Source organism: Glacieibacterium arshaanense (genome assembly GCF_004681125.1).
GTDB lineage: Bacteria > Pseudomonadota > Alphaproteobacteria > Sphingomonadales > Sphingomonadaceae > Polymorphobacter_A > Polymorphobacter_A arshaanense.
On the sequence record NZ_SIHO01000002.1, the window covers coordinates 88,283 to 104,257 of the forward strand.

General features: G+C 66.0%; 15 protein-coding genes. 8 read left to right on the forward strand and 7 right to left on the reverse strand.

Features of this window, described 5'->3' with window-relative positions; translation table 11 throughout:
* The first annotated feature begins 73 nt into the window (after nucleotides 1-73).
* Nucleotides 74-1,105, forward strand: a complete 1,032-nt coding sequence (locus EUV02_RS06635) for an AI-2E family transporter (protein ID WP_135245477.1) — start codon at nucleotides 74-76, stop codon at nucleotides 1,103-1,105.
* A gap of 76 nt (nucleotides 1,106-1,181) precedes the next feature.
* On the opposite strand, the gene EUV02_RS06640 is transcribed toward EUV02_RS06635, so the two are convergent.
* The 3 genes from EUV02_RS06640 to EUV02_RS06650 form a co-directional block, all read right to left on the reverse strand.
* Nucleotides 1,182-2,936, reverse strand: a complete 1,755-nt coding sequence (locus EUV02_RS06640; RefSeq protein ID WP_135245478.1) for an amidohydrolase — start codon at nucleotides 2,934-2,936, stop codon at nucleotides 1,182-1,184.
* Nucleotides 2,937-2,969: 33 nt separating this feature from the next.
* On the reverse strand, nucleotides 2,970-3,257 hold the full coding sequence (locus EUV02_RS06645) for a DUF1330 domain-containing protein (protein WP_135245479.1): 288 nt from the start codon (nucleotides 3,255-3,257) through the stop codon (nucleotides 2,970-2,972).
* 172 nt (nucleotides 3,258-3,429) lie between these two features.
* Nucleotides 3,430-4,866 (reverse strand): aldehyde dehydrogenase family protein, encoded by a 1,437-nt coding sequence (locus EUV02_RS06650; RefSeq protein WP_135245480.1) that lies wholly within the window; start codon nucleotides 4,864-4,866, stop codon nucleotides 3,430-3,432.
* A gap of 155 nt (nucleotides 4,867-5,021) precedes the next feature.
* Between EUV02_RS06650 and EUV02_RS06655 the strand changes: the two genes are divergently transcribed.
* A complete protein-coding gene (locus EUV02_RS06655) occupies nucleotides 5,022-5,297 on the forward strand; it encodes a hypothetical protein (protein WP_135245481.1) in 276 nt (91 codons plus the stop codon).
* On the forward strand, nucleotides 5,294-6,226 hold the full coding sequence (locus EUV02_RS06660; RefSeq protein WP_135245482.1) for a phytanoyl-CoA dioxygenase family protein: 933 nt from the start codon (nucleotides 5,294-5,296) through the stop codon (nucleotides 6,224-6,226). Before EUV02_RS06655 ends, EUV02_RS06660 begins: the two co-directional genes overlap by 4 nt.
* Nucleotides 6,227-6,268: 42 nt before the next feature.
* Here EUV02_RS06660 and EUV02_RS06665 read toward each other — a convergent pair whose 3' ends face one another.
* Complete coding sequence (locus tag EUV02_RS06665) at nucleotides 6,269-7,606, reverse strand: amidohydrolase (protein ID WP_135245483.1); 1,338 nt, start codon at nucleotides 7,604-7,606, stop codon at nucleotides 6,269-6,271.
* Between the two features lie 144 nt (nucleotides 7,607-7,750).
* On the opposite strand from EUV02_RS06665, the gene EUV02_RS06670 reads away from it, so the two are divergent.
* Genes EUV02_RS06670 through EUV02_RS06680 form a run of 3 tightly spaced genes read left to right on the forward strand, consistent with a single transcriptional unit; the run spans nucleotide 7,751 to nucleotide 12,302 of the window.
* Nucleotides 7,751-9,196: a TolC family protein gene (locus tag EUV02_RS06670; protein ID WP_166430543.1), complete on the forward strand. Its 1,446-nt coding sequence runs from the start codon at nucleotides 7,751-7,753 to the stop codon at nucleotides 9,194-9,196.
* Nucleotides 9,193-10,992 carry a type I secretion system permease/ATPase gene (locus EUV02_RS06675; protein WP_135245485.1) on the forward strand — a complete coding sequence of 600 codons (1,800 nt, stop codon included), beginning with the start codon at nucleotides 9,193-9,195 and terminating at the stop codon, nucleotides 10,990-10,992. Before EUV02_RS06670 ends, EUV02_RS06675 begins: the two co-directional genes overlap by 4 nt.
* Nucleotides 10,989-12,302: an HlyD family type I secretion periplasmic adaptor subunit gene (locus EUV02_RS06680; RefSeq protein WP_135245486.1), complete on the forward strand. Its 1,314-nt coding sequence runs from the start codon at nucleotides 10,989-10,991 to the stop codon at nucleotides 12,300-12,302. Before EUV02_RS06675 ends, EUV02_RS06680 begins: the two co-directional genes overlap by 4 nt.
* Nucleotides 12,303-12,342: 40 nt before the next feature.
* On the opposite strand, the gene EUV02_RS06685 is transcribed toward EUV02_RS06680, so the two are convergent.
* Nucleotides 12,343-12,825 (reverse strand): pyridoxamine 5'-phosphate oxidase family protein, encoded by a 483-nt coding sequence (locus EUV02_RS06685; RefSeq protein ID WP_135245487.1) that lies wholly within the window; start codon nucleotides 12,823-12,825, stop codon nucleotides 12,343-12,345.
* Nucleotides 12,826-12,979: 154 nt separating this feature from the next.
* On the opposite strand from EUV02_RS06685, the gene EUV02_RS06690 reads away from it, so the two are divergent.
* Complete coding sequence (locus EUV02_RS06690; protein ID WP_243445804.1) at nucleotides 12,980-13,252, forward strand: GlsB/YeaQ/YmgE family stress response membrane protein; 273 nt, start codon at nucleotides 12,980-12,982, stop codon at nucleotides 13,250-13,252.
* 96 nt (nucleotides 13,253-13,348) lie between these two features.
* Here EUV02_RS06690 and EUV02_RS06695 read toward each other — a convergent pair whose 3' ends face one another.
* Nucleotides 13,349-14,869 (reverse strand): FAD-binding oxidoreductase, encoded by a 1,521-nt coding sequence (locus EUV02_RS06695; protein WP_243445805.1) that lies wholly within the window; start codon nucleotides 14,867-14,869, stop codon nucleotides 13,349-13,351.
* Nucleotides 14,870-14,879: 10 nt separating this feature from the next.
* Between EUV02_RS06695 and EUV02_RS16010 the strand changes: the two genes are divergently transcribed.
* Nucleotides 14,880-15,014 (forward strand): hypothetical protein, encoded by a 135-nt coding sequence (locus tag EUV02_RS16010; RefSeq protein ID WP_279379504.1) that lies wholly within the window; start codon nucleotides 14,880-14,882, stop codon nucleotides 15,012-15,014.
* 4 nt (nucleotides 15,015-15,018) lie between these two features.
* On the opposite strand, the gene EUV02_RS06700 is transcribed toward EUV02_RS16010, so the two are convergent.
* Nucleotides 15,019-15,906: a haloalkane dehalogenase gene (locus EUV02_RS06700; protein ID WP_341533703.1), complete on the reverse strand. Its 888-nt coding sequence runs from the start codon at nucleotides 15,904-15,906 to the stop codon at nucleotides 15,019-15,021.
* Nucleotides 15,907-15,975: the final 69 nt, after the last annotated feature.

A 15,975-nucleotide genomic window follows, 5' to 3' on the forward strand; every position in this document is an offset into this window, starting at 1 on the left:
GCGTTGGACAAGCGCCCGTCATATTGTTAGCCCAGACCATGCCAATTCCCGCCCCCGCACCGGAGTACCGCCGATGACAACACCCGTTGCCAAAACCTCCGGCGGCAACGTGGCGCTGACGCTGTGCGCGGTTATCCTGCTCGCCACCGCACTGCATCTGGCGCGCGTGGTGTTCGAGCCGGTGGCGTTCGCGCTGTTCCTGGTGGCGCTGGTCTGGCCGCTGCAACGTACGCTGGCGTCGAAGCTGCCGAAGGGGCTGGCGCTGATCATCACGATGCTGGCGACACTCGCCGTGCTCGCGGTGTTCGCGGTCGGCGCGGCGTTGAGCGCCGGGCAGATCGGCGGCTGGGCGATGGCGAACTTCGGCCGCGTCCAGGCAGTCTATGTCGATGCGACGGTATGGCTGGAGGCGCAGGGCTTTCTGGTCGACGGCGTTACCGAAAACCGGCTGTCGCCTGCCACTGTCATGTCGTTGTTGCAGACCGTCGCGGCGCGGCTCAGCGATACCACCGGCTTCATCATGCTGGCGTTCGTGTTCGTCGTGCTCGGGCTGCTCGAAGTCGAACCGATTGCCGCACGATTGCGCAAGCTGGCGGGCGACGACTGGGACCCCGCCGCAGCCGGCGCCAGCATCGCGAAGAAGTTCCAGACCTATATGCGCGTGCGCGGTGTCGCCAGCGTGCTGACCGGCACCTTCACCGCGTTGTTCGCCTATGCCATCGGGTTGCAATTGCCGCTGGCGTGGGGCGTGCTGGCGTTCATCCTCAACTTCATCCCGTTCATTGGCCCGCTGATCGTTGTGGTGCCGGCGATGATCTTCGCTGCGGTGCAATTCGGCAGCTGGCAGATGGTGCTGCTGGTGGCGGCCGGCATGACCGCGATCCAGTTCGTCATCGGCAGCTACCTCGAACCGATCATGGCGGGCACCGCGGTGTCGGTGTCGCCGTTCCTGGTGCTGCTGTCGGTGTTCCTGTGGGGTTTCCTGTGGGGCATCCCCGGCGCGTTCATCGGCGTGCCGATGACCATCGCCATCCTGACGGTGTGTGAGCAGCGCCCGTCAACGCGCTGGATCGCCGAGCTGCTGGCAGGGCCGGAGAAGAAGTAGCAGAGCCTCCGGCGGGCAGGGGTGACCCCTGCACCCAACAATCGGGTGCAGGCCTCAGGCCTGCCCGCCGGAGGCTCTATTTTACTGCCGCCTTGGCCTTGAACGGCCTACCCTCATACACCGTCCCCCACACCTTGATATCGCGCAGCCCCGCCGCGCCGACGTCATAGGGGTTGCGGTCGACGACGGTGAAGTCAGCGAGTTTGCCCGCGACGATGCTGCCGATCTTGTCCTCAAGGTGCAGGATGTAGGCCGCATCGATAGTGATGGCCCGCATCGCCTGGTCGAGCGTCAGTCGCTGGTCGGCCCCCATGACCTTGCCCGACATGGTTTCGCGCGTCACCGCGGTCCACGCCAGGAGCAGCGGCTGCGCCGGCGCCATGGCAAAGTCCGAATGTAGCGACACCGTCACGCCGCGCGCCACCAGTCCGGCGAGCGGCGTCATGCTCGCGGCGCGGTCGGCGCCGAGCCCGACCCGCGCATAGCTGTCGCCGAGGTCGTAAAGGTAGAACGGGTTCGCCGACACCTGCGCGCCAAGGTCGGCGACGCGGCGGTTGGTCGCTTCGGTCGCGTAGCCATAATGTTCGAGCGTGAAGCGCGGATTGATGCGCGGGTGCTCGCCCTCGAGCTTCTGCAGTACGTCGAGCACCATGTCGTCGCTGGCATCGCCATTCGAATGCACGTGAATCTGGTAGCCGGCGTTCCAGTAGCGCCGCGCCAGCGTCTCGAACGCCGCGGGTTCGGTCAGCCATTCACCGGCGTGGCCGTCGATATAGCCGGGCGGGCGGATCTGCATCGCCAAGCTGAACATCGCGCCATCGGCGAACAGCTTGACGGCGTTGTTGGTGAAGACATGGTCGGTGTTGTGCTGCGCGGCGTCGGCGATGAACGCCTGCGCCGCATCGGCGCCCTTGAACCCGGTCAGCGCCCCGACATCGGGGGTCAGCCGCACGCGCACCGGTGAGTCCGCAGCGCCGAAGTTGCGCGTCAGCGCGCCGACTTCAAGCTCCCAGTTGGTGCCGCCGGTGTTCATGTCGGCGACGGTGGTGATGCCGTTGTAGTTGAGATAGTCGCGCGTCCGCAGGAACAGCTTGTCGACCCGCGCGGGCGCAAGCAGCGCCGGTCCGATCGCCGGCAGCGCGCCCTTGAAGAAGCCGGCTTCCCAGAAATGCCCGTTCGCCCAGTCGACTTGCGGGTTGCCCTTGAGCTTCGCCTCGGTGACGCCGCGGGCCTCCAGATAGGCGAGCATCGGCGTGTTGCAGTAGATTTCATGCGCCGAGCGCTGCCACACCATGATCGGCCGCGTCGTCGACAAGCCGTCGAGAATCTGCCGCGACATCGGGCCATGCGCGGGTTCGCTATAGCCCCAGGTCATGAAGAACGGATCGTCGCCCTTGTCCGCCGCGAACGCTGCCTTGAGCGCCGCCATATAGGCCGCCGCCCCCTGCGTTGCCGGGGTTTTGACGCCCATAATGTCCCAGGGCTCGGGGGTGATCCACACGGTGCCGAACTGCAGCGCGCCGAGCAATGGGTGCAGGTGCGGGTCGATGAGGCCCGGCAGCAGCACCTTGTCCTTGAAGGTCTCGTCGATGGTGTAGGGGCCGGACTTGAGCCACGGCGCGAGGTCGGCGAGCGAGCCGACGCCGAGAATCTTGCCGTCGCGCACTGCCACCGCCGTAGCGGTCGGGCGCACCGCATCCATCGTGACGATCTGGCGCGCGACGAATACGGTGATCGGTGCCGCACTTGCGGCGGCGGCACCGAGCGCCAGTGTTGCTGTCAGGCTGAGCGCCAGCCGGCGATGTAGTGACAGTGCCGATGCGTAGTTCATCGATTGTCTCCCGCCGCTGGCTGGCGCGGTTGTTTACATGCCTTCGGTGATGAAGACGCGGTAGTCGGCGCCCTTGAAGCGGTGTTCGCGGGCTTCCTTGTAGGCCGGGCTATCGTACCAGGCCTTGGCGGCTTCGATGCTCGGGAACTCGACGATGACGGCGCCTTCGATCGGCGCGCCTTCAAGCGTTTCGGACTTGCCGTAGAAAACCAGCGGCTTGGCGGTGTGACCGGCGAGCGTGGCGCCGGCCTTTTCGCCGTAGGTGGCGAATTCGGAAGGGTCGCGGAGGCGTTCGCGGGTGAAGACGATGTAGGCGGTCATGGGAGATCCAATCCAAGATAGGCGCAGCGGCGAGCACAAGCTCGCACCTTCTGCTCCCCTCCCTGCAAGGGAGGGGCCGGGGGTGGGCTCTTCGCTGTCGGGGGTGGTTCAGGCGTCCGCCGGATTACCCACCCCCGACCCCTCCCTTGCAGGGAGGGGAGAAGTAAACGGCTTATTCTGCTGCGGCAGCCGGAGCGTAGCCGATGATAGCCTTGGTTTCCAGGAACTCGGCAAACGCCGCGTCACCCCACTCACGACCGTTGCCCGACTGCTTGTAGCCGCCGAACGGCGCCATCATGTCGCCTTGGGCATAGTTGAGGATCACCTGGCCGGCGCGCATCTGGCGCGCGACTTTGCGGGCGTGCTCGGGCTCGCCCTGCACATAGGCGGCGAGGCCGTAGACAGTGTCGTTGCCGATGGCGATGGCTTCTTCCTCGCTCTTGTACGGCATCATCGCCAGCACGGGGCCGAAGATTTCTTCGCGCGCGATGGTCATGTCGTTGGTGACATCGGCGAACACCGTCGGCTTGACGTAGTAGCCGGTTTCCAGACCTTCGGGCTTGCCCGGGCCGCCCGAAACCAGCGTCGCGCCTTCATCGATGCCCTTCTGGATCAGCGCCTGGATCTTGTTCCACTGGACTTCGCTGACCACCGGACCGATCTTGGCGTTGCCGTCGGGCGAGCCGACCGTAACGGTTTCGGCAGCGGCCTTGGCGATCGCCTTGGCGGCTTCCATCTTGCCGGCGGGCACCAGCATGCGCGTCGGCGCGTTGCACGACTGGCCCGAGTTCATCATCATGCTGACCACGCCGCTGCCGACCGCGGTTTCGAGGTTGGCGTCATCGAGAATGATGTTGGGCGACTTGCCGCCGAGTTCCTGCGCAACGCGCTTGACCGTCGGCGCAGCGTTGCGGGCGACTTCGATGCCGGCACGCGTCGAACCGGTGAAGCTCACCATGTCTACATCGGGGTGCGACGACAGTGCCGCGCCCACAGTCGGGCCGTCACCGTTGACGAGGTTGAACACGCCGGCAGGCACGCCCGCGGCATGCATGACTTCGGTCCACAGCTGTGCCGAGAACGGCGCGATTTCGGACGGCTTCAGCACCATCGTGCAGCCGACGGCGAGCGCTGGAACGACCTTGCAGGCGATCTGGTTGATCGGCCAGTTCCACGGCGTGATGAACGCGCAGACGCCGATCGGTTCCTTGGCGAGCATCGTCGTGCCGCGCAGTTCCTCGAAGCTATAGTCCTTCAGCACGGCGATGCCGGTCTGCAGATGGCCCATGCCGATGGCGGCCTGCGCCTGCATGGCGAGCCAGCCCGGCGCACCCATTTCTTCGGTGATCGCGGCGGCGATTTCGGCATAGCGCTTCTGGTATTCGGCCATGACGTTGTTGAGCAGCTCGAGCCGGTCGGCGCGCGAGGTCTGCGAGAAGCTCGGGAAGGCGCGCTTGGCAGCTGCGACGGCCTTGTCGACATCGGCAGTGCCGCCGAGGCTGATGCGGCCGGCAACGGCTTCGGTCGCCGGGTTGATAACGTCGAGCGGGTTGGCCTTGACCGGGTCGACCCAGGCACCGTCGATGTAAAATTTCAGATAGTCGCGCATTCCCAAGGCTCCTTAGTTTTTTGTGGGGGTTTGGTGATTCGAGCGGCACTCTAACAGAATGAATTGCGATTGCGACAGCGCGATGAAGCGCCGCACGTCGCTGCGGTCTGGACACCGCCGCGCGCTGTGTTAGCGTTGCCGGCAGGGGAGGCGCAATGCGCAGGCAACAGGTTCTGGTGCTCTATCTGGCCAATTCGGCGCTCGATTCAGCGGTCGTCGGCTGGTCGGTCTATGACGGCACCGGTGCGACGCGGCGCATGGCCGGCGACGAAGAGGTGCCGCCCTATGGCAATGGCCTCGATGCGCTCAAGGACGGCTGGCGGCTGTTCCAGGCGTCGCAGCTGCTGCCGCACGCGCGCGGCGAGGAATTCGACCTCGCCTATCTCAAATATGAATTCTTCTTCGAAAAGCTGGTCGAGGTGGCGCCATGACCGCATTGCCGCTGCTTGATGCCGAAGCCATGGCGAGCTTTGTCGCGTGCGGCTTCCTGCGCATGGACGCCGTCGTCCCCGATGACATCAACGCGGCGTTTCTGGACGAGATGGGCGACATCGCGCCGCCGGTGCCGGGGCAGAAGCTGCTGTGGACCTATTTCGAGATGATGGCGCGCGCCGGCGTCCCCGAAGTCGCCGCCGGCACCCCGCTCGCCGAGGTTTACCCCAAGGGCTCGGCACTGGCGCGCTTGCTCGAATTGCCGGTGCTGGCGGGCGCGGTACGCAGCCTCGTCGGCGCCGCGCCGGTGTTCGACCACCATTTCCTGCACGTCACCTTCCCGCCGGCGTATCACGAAGCCGGCGGCGGCGAGAATGTCTCGCAGCACCTGCACCAGGACTCGACGATCGACCCGCGTCGCGCCTTCGATATCCAGATCATGTACTATCCGCATGAGGTGACGCGCGACATGGGGGGCACGCGCTTCCTGCCCGGCAGCCATTTGCGCAAGGTCAGCGAGGCGGCGATCGCGCGCTACCAGAATATCCGCGGCCAGCAGCACATGGTGTGCAAGGCCGGCACGCTGCTGTTCATCCATTCGGGCATCTGGCACGGCGGCGGCGTCAACCTGTCGGACCGCACCCGCACGATGTTCAAGATCCGCATCAACCCGAGCCAGTCGCAGGTGCGCCAGTTCGATGTGTCGACGCTGGTGCCGCAGGCGGCGCAGCGGCCGATTTTCTATCTGAAGGCGCCGCCGCCACCCAGCGTCGAACAGATTCTGATGACCCCCGAACCCTGGTTCGAAAACGACACCGGGCGGCTGGAGTTCCTGAATCGCATCAAGCTGTGGCGCTACCTCACCGGCGACGCGACCTATGACGCCGACTATTGGCTCACCCGCATCGAAAACCGCGCCGACGCCTGAAAGCCGGGTGCAGGGCTCAGCCCTGCCCGCCGGAGGCCCTTTCTACGACTTCGCCAAAACCATCAACGCCGCCGCCGACATCGCCTCGACGCCGGTGGCGATCGTCGGCGCCGGGTCGGGGGCGAATTTCGAGCTGTGCAGCGATGGTGTCGTGGTGCCGGCGGCCTTCGCGGCGTCATATGTCGATTGTTTGACCGCGCCGAGCCAGAAGATCACCGTCTGGATTGACGGGTCGGCGAGGCCGAAGGCGTTGAAGTCCTCGCTGGCCATTGACGGGTCGAGGTCGACGACGCGGTCCTTGCCGAAGCGTTGAACGAACAGCGCCTGGACCTTCGCGGCGAACGCCGGTGTGTTGAGCGTCGGCGGCGTGCTTTCGACGACCTTGACGGTCGGCAGCTTGTCATCGGGCAGGCCGGCGGCGAGCGCTTCGTATTTGGCGACGCGGCCGATGCTGTCGATCAGTCGCGCCTGCTGCTTGCTGTCGTACGAGCGCACGGTGAGTGCCAGCTTGACCTCGTTCGAGATGATGTTGCGCTTGGTGCCGCCGTGGATCGAGCCGACGGTGATGACCGCGGGCATGAACGGGTCGTTCTCGCGGCTGATCAGCGTCTGCATGCCGGTGATGATGTTCGCCGCGAGCACGATCGGGTCCTTGGTGGTCGCCGGATAGGCGCCGTGGCCGCCGATGCCGAACACGTCCATGTCGAGCGACGACCCCGCCGCCAGCGCGCGGTACGGCGGCACCGACATCTTGCCGGCCGGGATGCGGTTGTCGTCGTGCAGGGCGAGGGCATATTGCGGCTTGGGGAAGCGCGAATACAGCCCGTCCTTGAGCATGGCGTCGGCGCCGCCGATCATTTCCTCGGCGGGTTGCGCGATCATCACCAGCGTGCCCGACCATTGCGATTTGGCCTTCGCCATGGCGCGCGCCACGCCGACCCACACCGACATATGGATGTCATGGCCGCAGGCGTGCATCACCGGCGTCAGGCTGCCGTCGGCGGCCTTGCCGGTCGCGGTGCTGGCATAGGGCAGCCCGGTTTCTTCCTTGACCGGCAGCCCGTCCATATCGGTGCGAATTAACAGCACCGGTCCGGGGCCGTTAACCATGACAGCGACGACGCCCTTCTGGCCGACGCCGGTGGTCACGGTGAAACCTGCGGCCTTCGCCTCGGTCGCCATGCGGGCGGCGGTGGCGGTTTCCTGGAACGACAGCTCGGGATTGCTATGGAGGTGCGTATAGAGCCCGGTCAGATACGGCGTTTCGGCAGTCGCAGCCGCGGTTAGCGCGTCAGCTGCGCGCGCCGGCGCGGTGGCGCCAACGACGATCAGTGCCGAAAGCGCGGCGCGTGCCACTGTGTTGATCAAGTTGGCACGCATTTTTCACTCCCGCGACGCTATGGATGTCCAATATCTAGCAGTGATTTACCGGTATTGGCTATTGCCGAGTTGGCGGCGTAAGTTTGCCATAAGCTTTCGCCGCTAAGTCGTGCGCAGCCGTTGAAGGAAGTTCAAGTTTTGCGTTTGTTGCTGCCCGCCCTGTTGACCTGCCTCGCCGCACCGCTGGCGGCACAGACCGTCGCGCCGCTGCCGGCGCCGCCGGTGGCCGAAGTGCGGCCGGTGCTGCCGACGGGCGTTGCGACCTTGCCGCCGCCGTCGGGCAATCCGATGAAGATCGACTTCAGCCGCGATCCGTTTCTGCGCTTCATGCGCGACGCCACCCCGCCGGCGCCGTTCCGCGAAACCGTCGGTGACGCGGTCGAGGTCCATCCCGCCGTCACCGCCGCCATCCAGCAGCAGGTCGAAGCCAGCGCGGTGCGCACCGAAGTCCGCGCCGGGCTGTTTCCAAAGCTTGATGCGCAGGTTCTGGGCAGCCGCTCGATTGCGCGTCACCTGCAGGGCAGCAAGACCGAAGTCGAACGCCTCAGCCCGACGTTGCGCAACGACGCCATCGCCAATGTCGACCAGCTGGTTTACGATTTTGGCGCGACCAGCAGCCGCGTCTCCGCCGCTAGTGCGCGCGTCAAGGCCGCCGAATCCGAAGTCGCGCGCGTCGCCACCGATACCGCGCTGCGCGCCGTCACCGCCTATTACGACGTGCTGACGTTCCAGATTCTCATCGAGCTCAATGCCGCCAGCGTGACGCGCCACCAGCAGATTCTCGCCGACACCCAGACGCGCTTCAAGCAGGGCCTCGGCAGCGGCAGCGAAGTCGCGCAGGCACAGGCCTTTCTCGCGGATACGCAGGTCCAGGGCATTCGTTTCCAGCGCCGGCTTGAAAGCGCGCGCGGCAATTACCGTGAGCTGTTCGGCGTCGACGCGCCGCTGCACCTGACGCGGCCGCTGCCGCCGCAGTCATCGGCGACCTCGTTCGCCGACGCACTGGCGCTGAGCAAGGACGCACCTGCGGTATCGGCCGCATCGGCGCAGACCGCCGCCGCCAAGGGCGACTGGTCGGCGGCGAAGGGCGATGCGCTGCCGCGGCTGTCGGCGGGCGTCACCGGCAGCCTGTACGACCTGTCGGGCGGCGCGCAGGACTATGACGTGCGGGCGCAACTGTTGCTGCGCCAGACGCTGACCGCCGGCGGCGCCGCGCAGGCGCGCATCGCGCAGGCCAAGGCACGCTACCAGCGTGCCGAGGACGTGACGACGCGCATCGCCAACGAAACCGCGCGCGATGCCGGCGTGGCGTGGAGCGACATCGCGCTGCTTGAAAGCTCGACCGATACGCTGGCCGATGCCTATGAAGCCAATCGCCGGTCGCGCGACATGTTCGTCGAACAGTTCCGCGTTTCGCGCGGCTCGCTGCTCGACCTGCTGCGCGCCGAGCAGGACTTCTTCAACAGCGCATCGAACTATCTGCAGGGGGCTGTCGAACTTGACGTCGCACGCTATGTCCTGCTGGCCCGCACCGGCGAAATGCTGCCGGTATTCGGCATCAAACTGACCAGCCGGGAGATGGGGCAATGAACGAGACCGTGCCGCTGGCAGCCGCGCCGGAATCGCCGCGCGCGCCGCGTTCGTACCGCGCCGACAAGCACCCCGACCTGTCGATCCCCCCACCGAAACCGCGCATTTCGCCATGGCTGATGGACCCGATCCGCGACAACGCGCACATCTATATGCAGGTCGCCGTCGCGGCGGTGATGATCAACCTGTTCAGCCTCGCGACCTCGCTGTTTTCGATGACGGTGTACAACCGCATCGTCCCCAACAACGCCACCCAGTCGCTGGTCGCGCTGTCGATCGGCGTCGCCATCGTGCTGGTGTTCGATTTCATCCTGAAGTCGCTGCGCGGTTATTTCATCGATGTCGCCGGGCAGCGCATCGACCGCACCGTCGGCGCCGCGATCTTCGACCGCATGCTGTCGATGCGCCTCGAAAACCGCCGCGGTTCGAGCGGCGCGTTCGCCGGACTGCTGCGCGAGTTCGAAGCGCTGCGCGACTTCTTCGCCAGCGCGACGCTCGCCGCGCTCGTCGATGTGCCGTTCATCATTCTGTTCCTGGTGGTTATCTGGGCGATTGGCGGCCCGCTGGTCATCGTGCCGCTGCTGATGGTGCCGCTGGTCATCGGCGTCGGCTATCTGTCGCAGCCGGCACTGGCGCGGTTGTCGGCCGAAGGGCTGGGGCAGGGGCTGTCGAAGCAGGGCGTGCTGGTCGAGGCGATTTCGGGCCTCGAAACCGTCAAATCCTCACAGGCCGGCCCGCTGCTGGCGCGGCGCTGGGCCAATGCCGTCGATGATCAGGCCGCCTCGTCGCTCAAGCTGCGGCTGGTGTCGGCGTTGACGATCAACGTCGCCGGCACGGTGCAGAACATCGCCTATATCGGCGTCGTCATCTACGGCGTCTATTTGATCGCCAACCGCGAGCTGACAATGGGCGGGCTGGTCGCCTGCTCGATCCTGTCGGGGCGTTGCGTCGCGCCGCTCGGCCAGATCGCCAGCCTGCTGACGCGCCTGCACCACACGCGCACCGCCTATGCGCAGATCGACAAGCTGATGCAGGGCGGCAACGAAGCCCGCGAAGACGTCACCTATCTGCGCCGCGAACGGCTGTCGGGCGCCATCGAATTCCGCAACGTCAGCTTCAAATATCCCGGCGCCAGCACGCGCGTGCTCGACAATGTGTCGTTCACCATCAAGGCCGGTGAGAAGGTCGCGATCCTCGGCCGCGTCGGCTCGGGCAAATCGACGATCGCGCGGCTCATCCTCGGGCTCTACCAGCCCGACGAAGGCGTCATCCTGGTCGATGATGCCGATGTCCGCCAGCTCCACCCCGATGACCTGCGCCGCAACATCGGCGCGGTGCTGCAGGATGTGTTCCTGCTGTCGGGGTCGATCCGCGAGAATATCTCGCTCGGCGACCATGCCGTCGATGATGCCGCGGTGCTCGCCGCCGCACAGCTGTCGGGCACGCATGATTTCGTCGGCCAGATGCCGAACGGCTATGACTTGCGGCTTGCCGACCGCGGCGAAGGCCTGTCGGGCGGGCAGCGCCAGTCGATTGCGATTGCCCGGGCGCTGACGCTCGACAGGCCGATCCTGCTGTTCGACGAACCGACCTCGGCGATGGATATCCAGTCCGAAAATGCGCTGATCGCGCGGCTCGAAACCAAGCTCAAGGACCGCACCGTCGTGCTCGTCACGCATCGCCAGTCGATGCTCAAGCTCGTGGACCGCATCCTGATGCTCGACAAGGGCAAGATCGTCGCCAACGGCCCGCGCGACGATGTCTTGAAGGCGCTCGCCGGCGGGAGGCCGTCATGACCAACACGCTCACCGACGCCATCGAATCGATTCCGGCGCGGCTCGAACCGTCGCGCGCGGCGCGGCTGCTGTTGTGGACGATCACCGGATTTTTCGTGGTGATGATCCTGTGGGCGGCGTTTTCGAAGGTCGACGAAGTCGCGACCGCGCAAGGCCGCGTCATCCCGTCGAAGCAGTTGCAGATCGTCTCGAACCTCGAAGGCGGCGTCGTCAAGGCTATCCTCGTCAAGCCAGGGCAGAAGGTTGCGGCGGGCCAGGTGCTGCTCGAACTCGACAAGACGATATTCAGCGCCGAACTCGGCAAGACCAGCGGCAATTATGACGCGCTGGTGGCGCGTGCCGCACGGTTGCAGGCCGAAGTCGCCGGCACGCCGCTGCGCTTTCCCGAAGGGCTGGCCGCCCGCACGCCGTCGGTGGTGACCACCGAAAGCGCCGTCCATTCGGCGCAAATGGCCAACCTCACCACCGAAACCAGCGCCGCGCAGGCACGCCTCGACCAGGCGCGGCGCGCGCTCGGCGAAGCCGAAGCCGCCGCATCGGCGCGCGCGCAGGAATCGGACCTGCGCGCCCGCGAACTATCGATGGTGGCGCCGCTCGTCGAAAAGGGCATCGAGCCACAGATCGAACTGGTGCGCGCGCAATCGATCGCTGCGCAGGCGCGCGCCGGCAAGACGAGCGCCGACCTTGCGGTGCGCCGCGCCGCCAGCGCGGTGACGCAATCCGAATCCGAACTGCGCAACGTCCGCGACCATTTCCGCGCGCAGGCGGTCGAGCAACTGACGCAGGTCCGCACCGAACTCGCCGGGCAGGGCGAAACGCTGCCGGCGCTCGAAGACCGCGTCGCCCGCACCCAGCTCAAGGCGCCGATCGCCGGCACCGTCAACCGCGTGCTCGTCACCACCATCGGTGGCACCGTGCGGCCGGGCGAGCCGCTCGTCGAAATCGTGCCGGTTGGCGATACGCTGGTCGTCGAAGCGCAAGTCCGCCCCGCCGACATCGCCTTCGTCCACATCGGCCAACGCGCCTTCGTCAAGCTGACAGCGTACGACTATTCGGTCTATGGCGGCCTCGAAGGTGTCGTCGAACGCATCTCGCCCGACGCGACGGTCAACGAAAAGACCGGCGAAAGCTTCTTCACCATCCGCGTCACCACCAAAGGCAAGGGCCTGACCTCGCCCGATGGCCAGCCACTGCCGATCGGTGTCGGCATGATCGCCGAAGTCGATGTGCTCGGCCACAAGCGCTCGATCCTGTCGTACCTGCTGACGCCGGTCAGCAAGATGAGCGACAACGCTTTCCGCGAGAAATAGTGGAGTCGGCGCGCAAGGCCAGCCTGGCGCGCCGCACGCCTCAGCCGAGTGTGACTTCGGCGACCTTGTCCTTGTAATCGGGCTTCGGGTCCATGCCGAACAGCATCTTCAGCCCGGCGAAGACGTTCGATTCGTTGAGCCAGATTTCGGCGCGCTCGGGATCGAGGCGCAACAGCACCAGCTTGGGGTCATCCTTGCCGGTGTACCAGGCCGCGACATAGCGATTCCACAGCCGGTCAATCGTTGCGGCATCGGCATCGCGCGACAGATTGCCGTGCACCGTCGCGAACAGGTCATGGTCCTTTGCGGCATAGGTGGCGATGGCGCGGCTGCCGGCCATGAGCGACTGCGCCAGGCCGTTGTCGGTCGAGGTGAAGAACCAGATCGGGCCGCGGTCGTTTTCGAACTGTGCGGTCATCGGCCGGGCATGGCCGTCATCGGTGCCGTCGATGCCGATCATCATCGTCATGTCGGCGCCAAGCGCCTTCCAGAATTTGGCTTCGAGGTCCTGCGGGGTGGGCATGCGGTCGCTCCATTGGCTGTTGTCGATACCACCACAACGACCCGCCGCAACGCCGGTTCCGGTGCAGGGTGTCGCACGCGCCGAACGGTGGCAAAACCCGATGACTTGATGCAGTTCCTATGCGATAACAATGGCCTGAATTGACGGCACTGCATTGACCTGGGGGGTCCACATGGGCGGCATCATCGGCACCATCATCGCCGGCTTCATCACCGGCATATTGGCGAAGGCGGTCACTCCCGGCCCCAATCCGCAAGGCTGCCTCGTCACCGTCGCGCTCGGCATCCTCGGCGCCTTCGTGGGCACCTGGCTCGGCCAGCAACTCGGCATCTACAGCGCCGGCGAACGCGCCGGCATCATCGGCGGCGTCATCGGCGCTGTCATTGTGCTGTCGGTGTATGCGGCGGTCATTCGCGCACGGCGTTAAGAATAAGGGCCTCCGGCGGGCAGGCCTGAGGCCTGCACCCAATTATTAGGCGCTCTTCAAATGGGTGCAGGCCTCAGGCCTGCCCGCCGGAGGCTCTTACTGAATCACTTTCCCCGGATTCATCAGCCCCGCCGGATCGAGCGCCGTTTTGACCCGCCGCATCAGCGCCAGTTCGACCGGTGACTTGTAACGCGCCGCCTCGTCGCGGCGCAGCACACCAAGGCCGTGTTCGGCGGAAATTGACCCGTCGAAACCCGCGACCAGATCATGGACGATGCGGTTGATCGCGTCCTGATTGCGCAGGAACGCGTCATGGTCTGCGCCCACCGGCGGCGAGACGTTGAAGTGCAGATTGCCGTCGCCCATGTGGCCGAACACTACCAACCGGATGCCGGGAAACGCCGCGTGGAGATCGCGCGACGCGGCGGTGATGAACGCCGGCAGCGCCGCGATCGGTACGGCAATGTCGTGCTTGACGTTCTTGCCGGCGCGCGCCTGCGCTTCGGAGATGTTTTCGCGCAACGCCCATAGCGCGGTCGCCTGCGCCTCGCTCGCCGCGAGCGTTGCGTCGCTGACCAGTGCCTTGGTGAGCGCCGCTTCGAGCGCCGCTTGCGCTGCCGCCGCTGATTCGAGCGACGATACCTCGATTAGTACGTGCCACGGCGACGTGCCGCCCAGCGGCGCACGGCTGCCGGGGAAATGTTCGATGACTAGCTCCAGCGCGACGTCCGACACCAGCTCGAACGCGGTCAGCGTGTCGCCCAGCCCGGCCTGCGCATGTGCCAGCAGGTCGAGCGCCGCTGCTGGACTGTCGACCGCAGCCCAGCCGACCGCGCGCCCGCGCGGCCGCGGAAACAGCTTCAGCACCGCTGCGGTGATGATGCCGAGCGTGCCCTCGGCGCCGATGAACAGCTCGCGCAGTGCATAGCCGGTGTTGTCCTTGCGCAGCGTGCGCAGCCCGTCCCAGATCTCGCCGTCGGCAGTCACGACCTCAAGCCCCAGGCACAGCGCGCGCGCGTTGCCGTAACGCAGCACTGCCGTGCCGCCGGCGTTGGTCGACAGGTTGCCGCCGATCGTGCACGTCGCCTCCGCCGCGAGGCTAAGCGGGAACAGCCGGTCGACCGCCTCGGCAGCGGCCTGGACATTGGCGAGGATGCACCCGGCCTCGACCGTCAGCGTATTCCCGACCGGATCAACCGCGCGTACCCGGTTCAACCGTGCGAGCGACAGGACCACCGCATTGCCGCTGGCGTCCGGCGTCGCGCCCCCCGACAATCCTGAGTTCCCGCCCTGCGGCACCACCGCGACACCTTGCGCCACGCACCAGCGCACCACGGCGGCGACATCGGCGGTGCTGTCAGGTTGCGCCACCGCTAGCGCCCGACCGGTATAGCGCCCGCGCCAGTCGGTCAGGAACGGCGCCATGTCACCCGCATCGGTCAGAAGCCGCCCGGCAAAGGCAGCACGCAGCGTGGCTAGGTCGGGCGCGGTCATGGAGCGGGTGTAGCGCGTTTCGGGCGGGCAGCGGTAGAGGCTCCACGACAATGCGATCACCACCATCTTGTCGCGCAATCGGAACCACTGCGGCGAACAGGCGTTGGAAGCCTTGTAAAACAAGGACCTCCATATGGACGACAAACCGATCATCCTGACCGCCGAACAGGCCCGCGCCGGCAGCACGCCGCACGTCGTGCGCTACGTGCTGATCATCTCGATGACGCTGTCGGTGCTGGCGATGATTGGCGTCGCCATCTGGTACTGACGGGCTAGCTGGCCAACCGATCGAGAATCGCGGCGATTTCGGCGGGGCTGTCTTCCTGCAGGAAGTGACCGCCCGACAGAATGACGTGCGGCTGCCCCTTGGTGCCGGGGATGCGCGCCTTGAAGATCGCCTCGCCGCCCTTGGTGACGGGGTCATTGTCGCTGAACGCCGTCATGAACGGCTTGTCGAACTTTTCGAGCACCTGCCACGCCGCGATATTCTCGGCGACCGAGCCATGCTCGGGCGTCACCGGCACCAAAGTCGGGAACTGGCGCGCGCCCTCCTTGTAGCTTTCATCGGGAAACGGCGCGTCATAGGCGGCGATTTCGGCCGGCGTCAGCTCGCGGGTGCTGCCCATGTTGAGCAGGCCGCCGATGGGCATTTCGGGAATTGTCTGGCTGAGATGCAGCCACGCCTTGAAGCCGTCGCTCATGCCGGTGCCGACCGGCAGCCCGGTATTGCCCGCGCACACCGCCTTGAAGCGTTCAGGGTGCGCCGCGACCAGCCGCAGCCCTATGAGCCCGCCCCAGTCCTGGCAGAACAGCGTCACTTTCTTGAGGTCGAGCCCCATGAACCAGCTGTCGAGCCAGCCGACATGGCGTTCAAACGTATAGTCGGTGCGCGCCGCCGGCTTGTCCGAACGGCCGAAGCCGATCAAATCGGGCGCCAGCACGCGGTGGCCCTTCGCCACCAGCAGCGGAATGATCTTGCGGTACAGATACGCCCAGCTCGGCTCGCCGTGGAGCAGCAGGATCGGCGCGGCATCCCTGGGACCTTCATCGACATAGTGCAGCCGCAGCTCGGTGCCCGGCAGCACCATGTAGCGCGGCTCGAACGGCCAGTCGGCCAGGCCGGTAAAACGGTCATCGGGCGTCCGCAGAATCTTCATCATCGCTCCCTGGGGTATAGTTATGACACTCGGAGTGTCATATCAAAGATAGCGAGTCAAGCAAAGAGCCTC

Excerpts from the sequence above, each read along its gene's own strand:
- EUV02_RS06640 (WP_135245478.1), bottom strand. The coding sequence starts at position 2,936 with ATGAACTACGCATCGGCACTGTCACTACATCGCCGGCTGGCGCTCAGC.
- EUV02_RS16010 (WP_279379504.1), top strand. The coding sequence starts at position 14,880 with ATGGACGACAAACCGATCATCCTGACCGCCGAACAGGCCCGCGCCGGC.
- EUV02_RS06665 (WP_135245483.1), bottom strand. The coding sequence starts at position 7,606 with ATGCGTGCCAACTTGATCAACACAGTGGCACGCGCCGCGCTTTCGGCA.
- EUV02_RS06645 (WP_135245479.1), bottom strand. The coding sequence starts at position 3,257 with ATGACCGCCTACATCGTCTTCACCCGCGAACGCCTCCGCGACCCTTCC.
- EUV02_RS06675 (WP_135245485.1), top strand. The coding sequence starts at position 9,193 with ATGAACGAGACCGTGCCGCTGGCAGCCGCGCCGGAATCGCCGCGCGCG.
- EUV02_RS06650 (WP_135245480.1), bottom strand. The coding sequence starts at position 4,866 with ATGCGCGACTATCTGAAATTTTACATCGACGGTGCCTGGGTCGACCCG.
- EUV02_RS06685 (WP_135245487.1), bottom strand. The coding sequence starts at position 12,825 with ATGCCCACCCCGCAGGACCTCGAAGCCAAATTCTGGAAGGCGCTTGGC.
- EUV02_RS06700 (WP_341533703.1), bottom strand. The coding sequence starts at position 15,906 with ATGATGAAGATTCTGCGGACGCCCGATGACCGTTTTACCGGCCTGGCC.
- EUV02_RS06680 (WP_135245486.1), top strand. The coding sequence starts at position 10,989 with ATGACCAACACGCTCACCGACGCCATCGAATCGATTCCGGCGCGGCTC.
- EUV02_RS06655 (WP_135245481.1), top strand. The coding sequence starts at position 5,022 with ATGCGCAGGCAACAGGTTCTGGTGCTCTATCTGGCCAATTCGGCGCTC.
- EUV02_RS06635 (WP_135245477.1), top strand. The coding sequence starts at position 74 with ATGACAACACCCGTTGCCAAAACCTCCGGCGGCAACGTGGCGCTGACG.
- EUV02_RS06660 (WP_135245482.1), top strand. The coding sequence starts at position 5,294 with ATGACCGCATTGCCGCTGCTTGATGCCGAAGCCATGGCGAGCTTTGTC.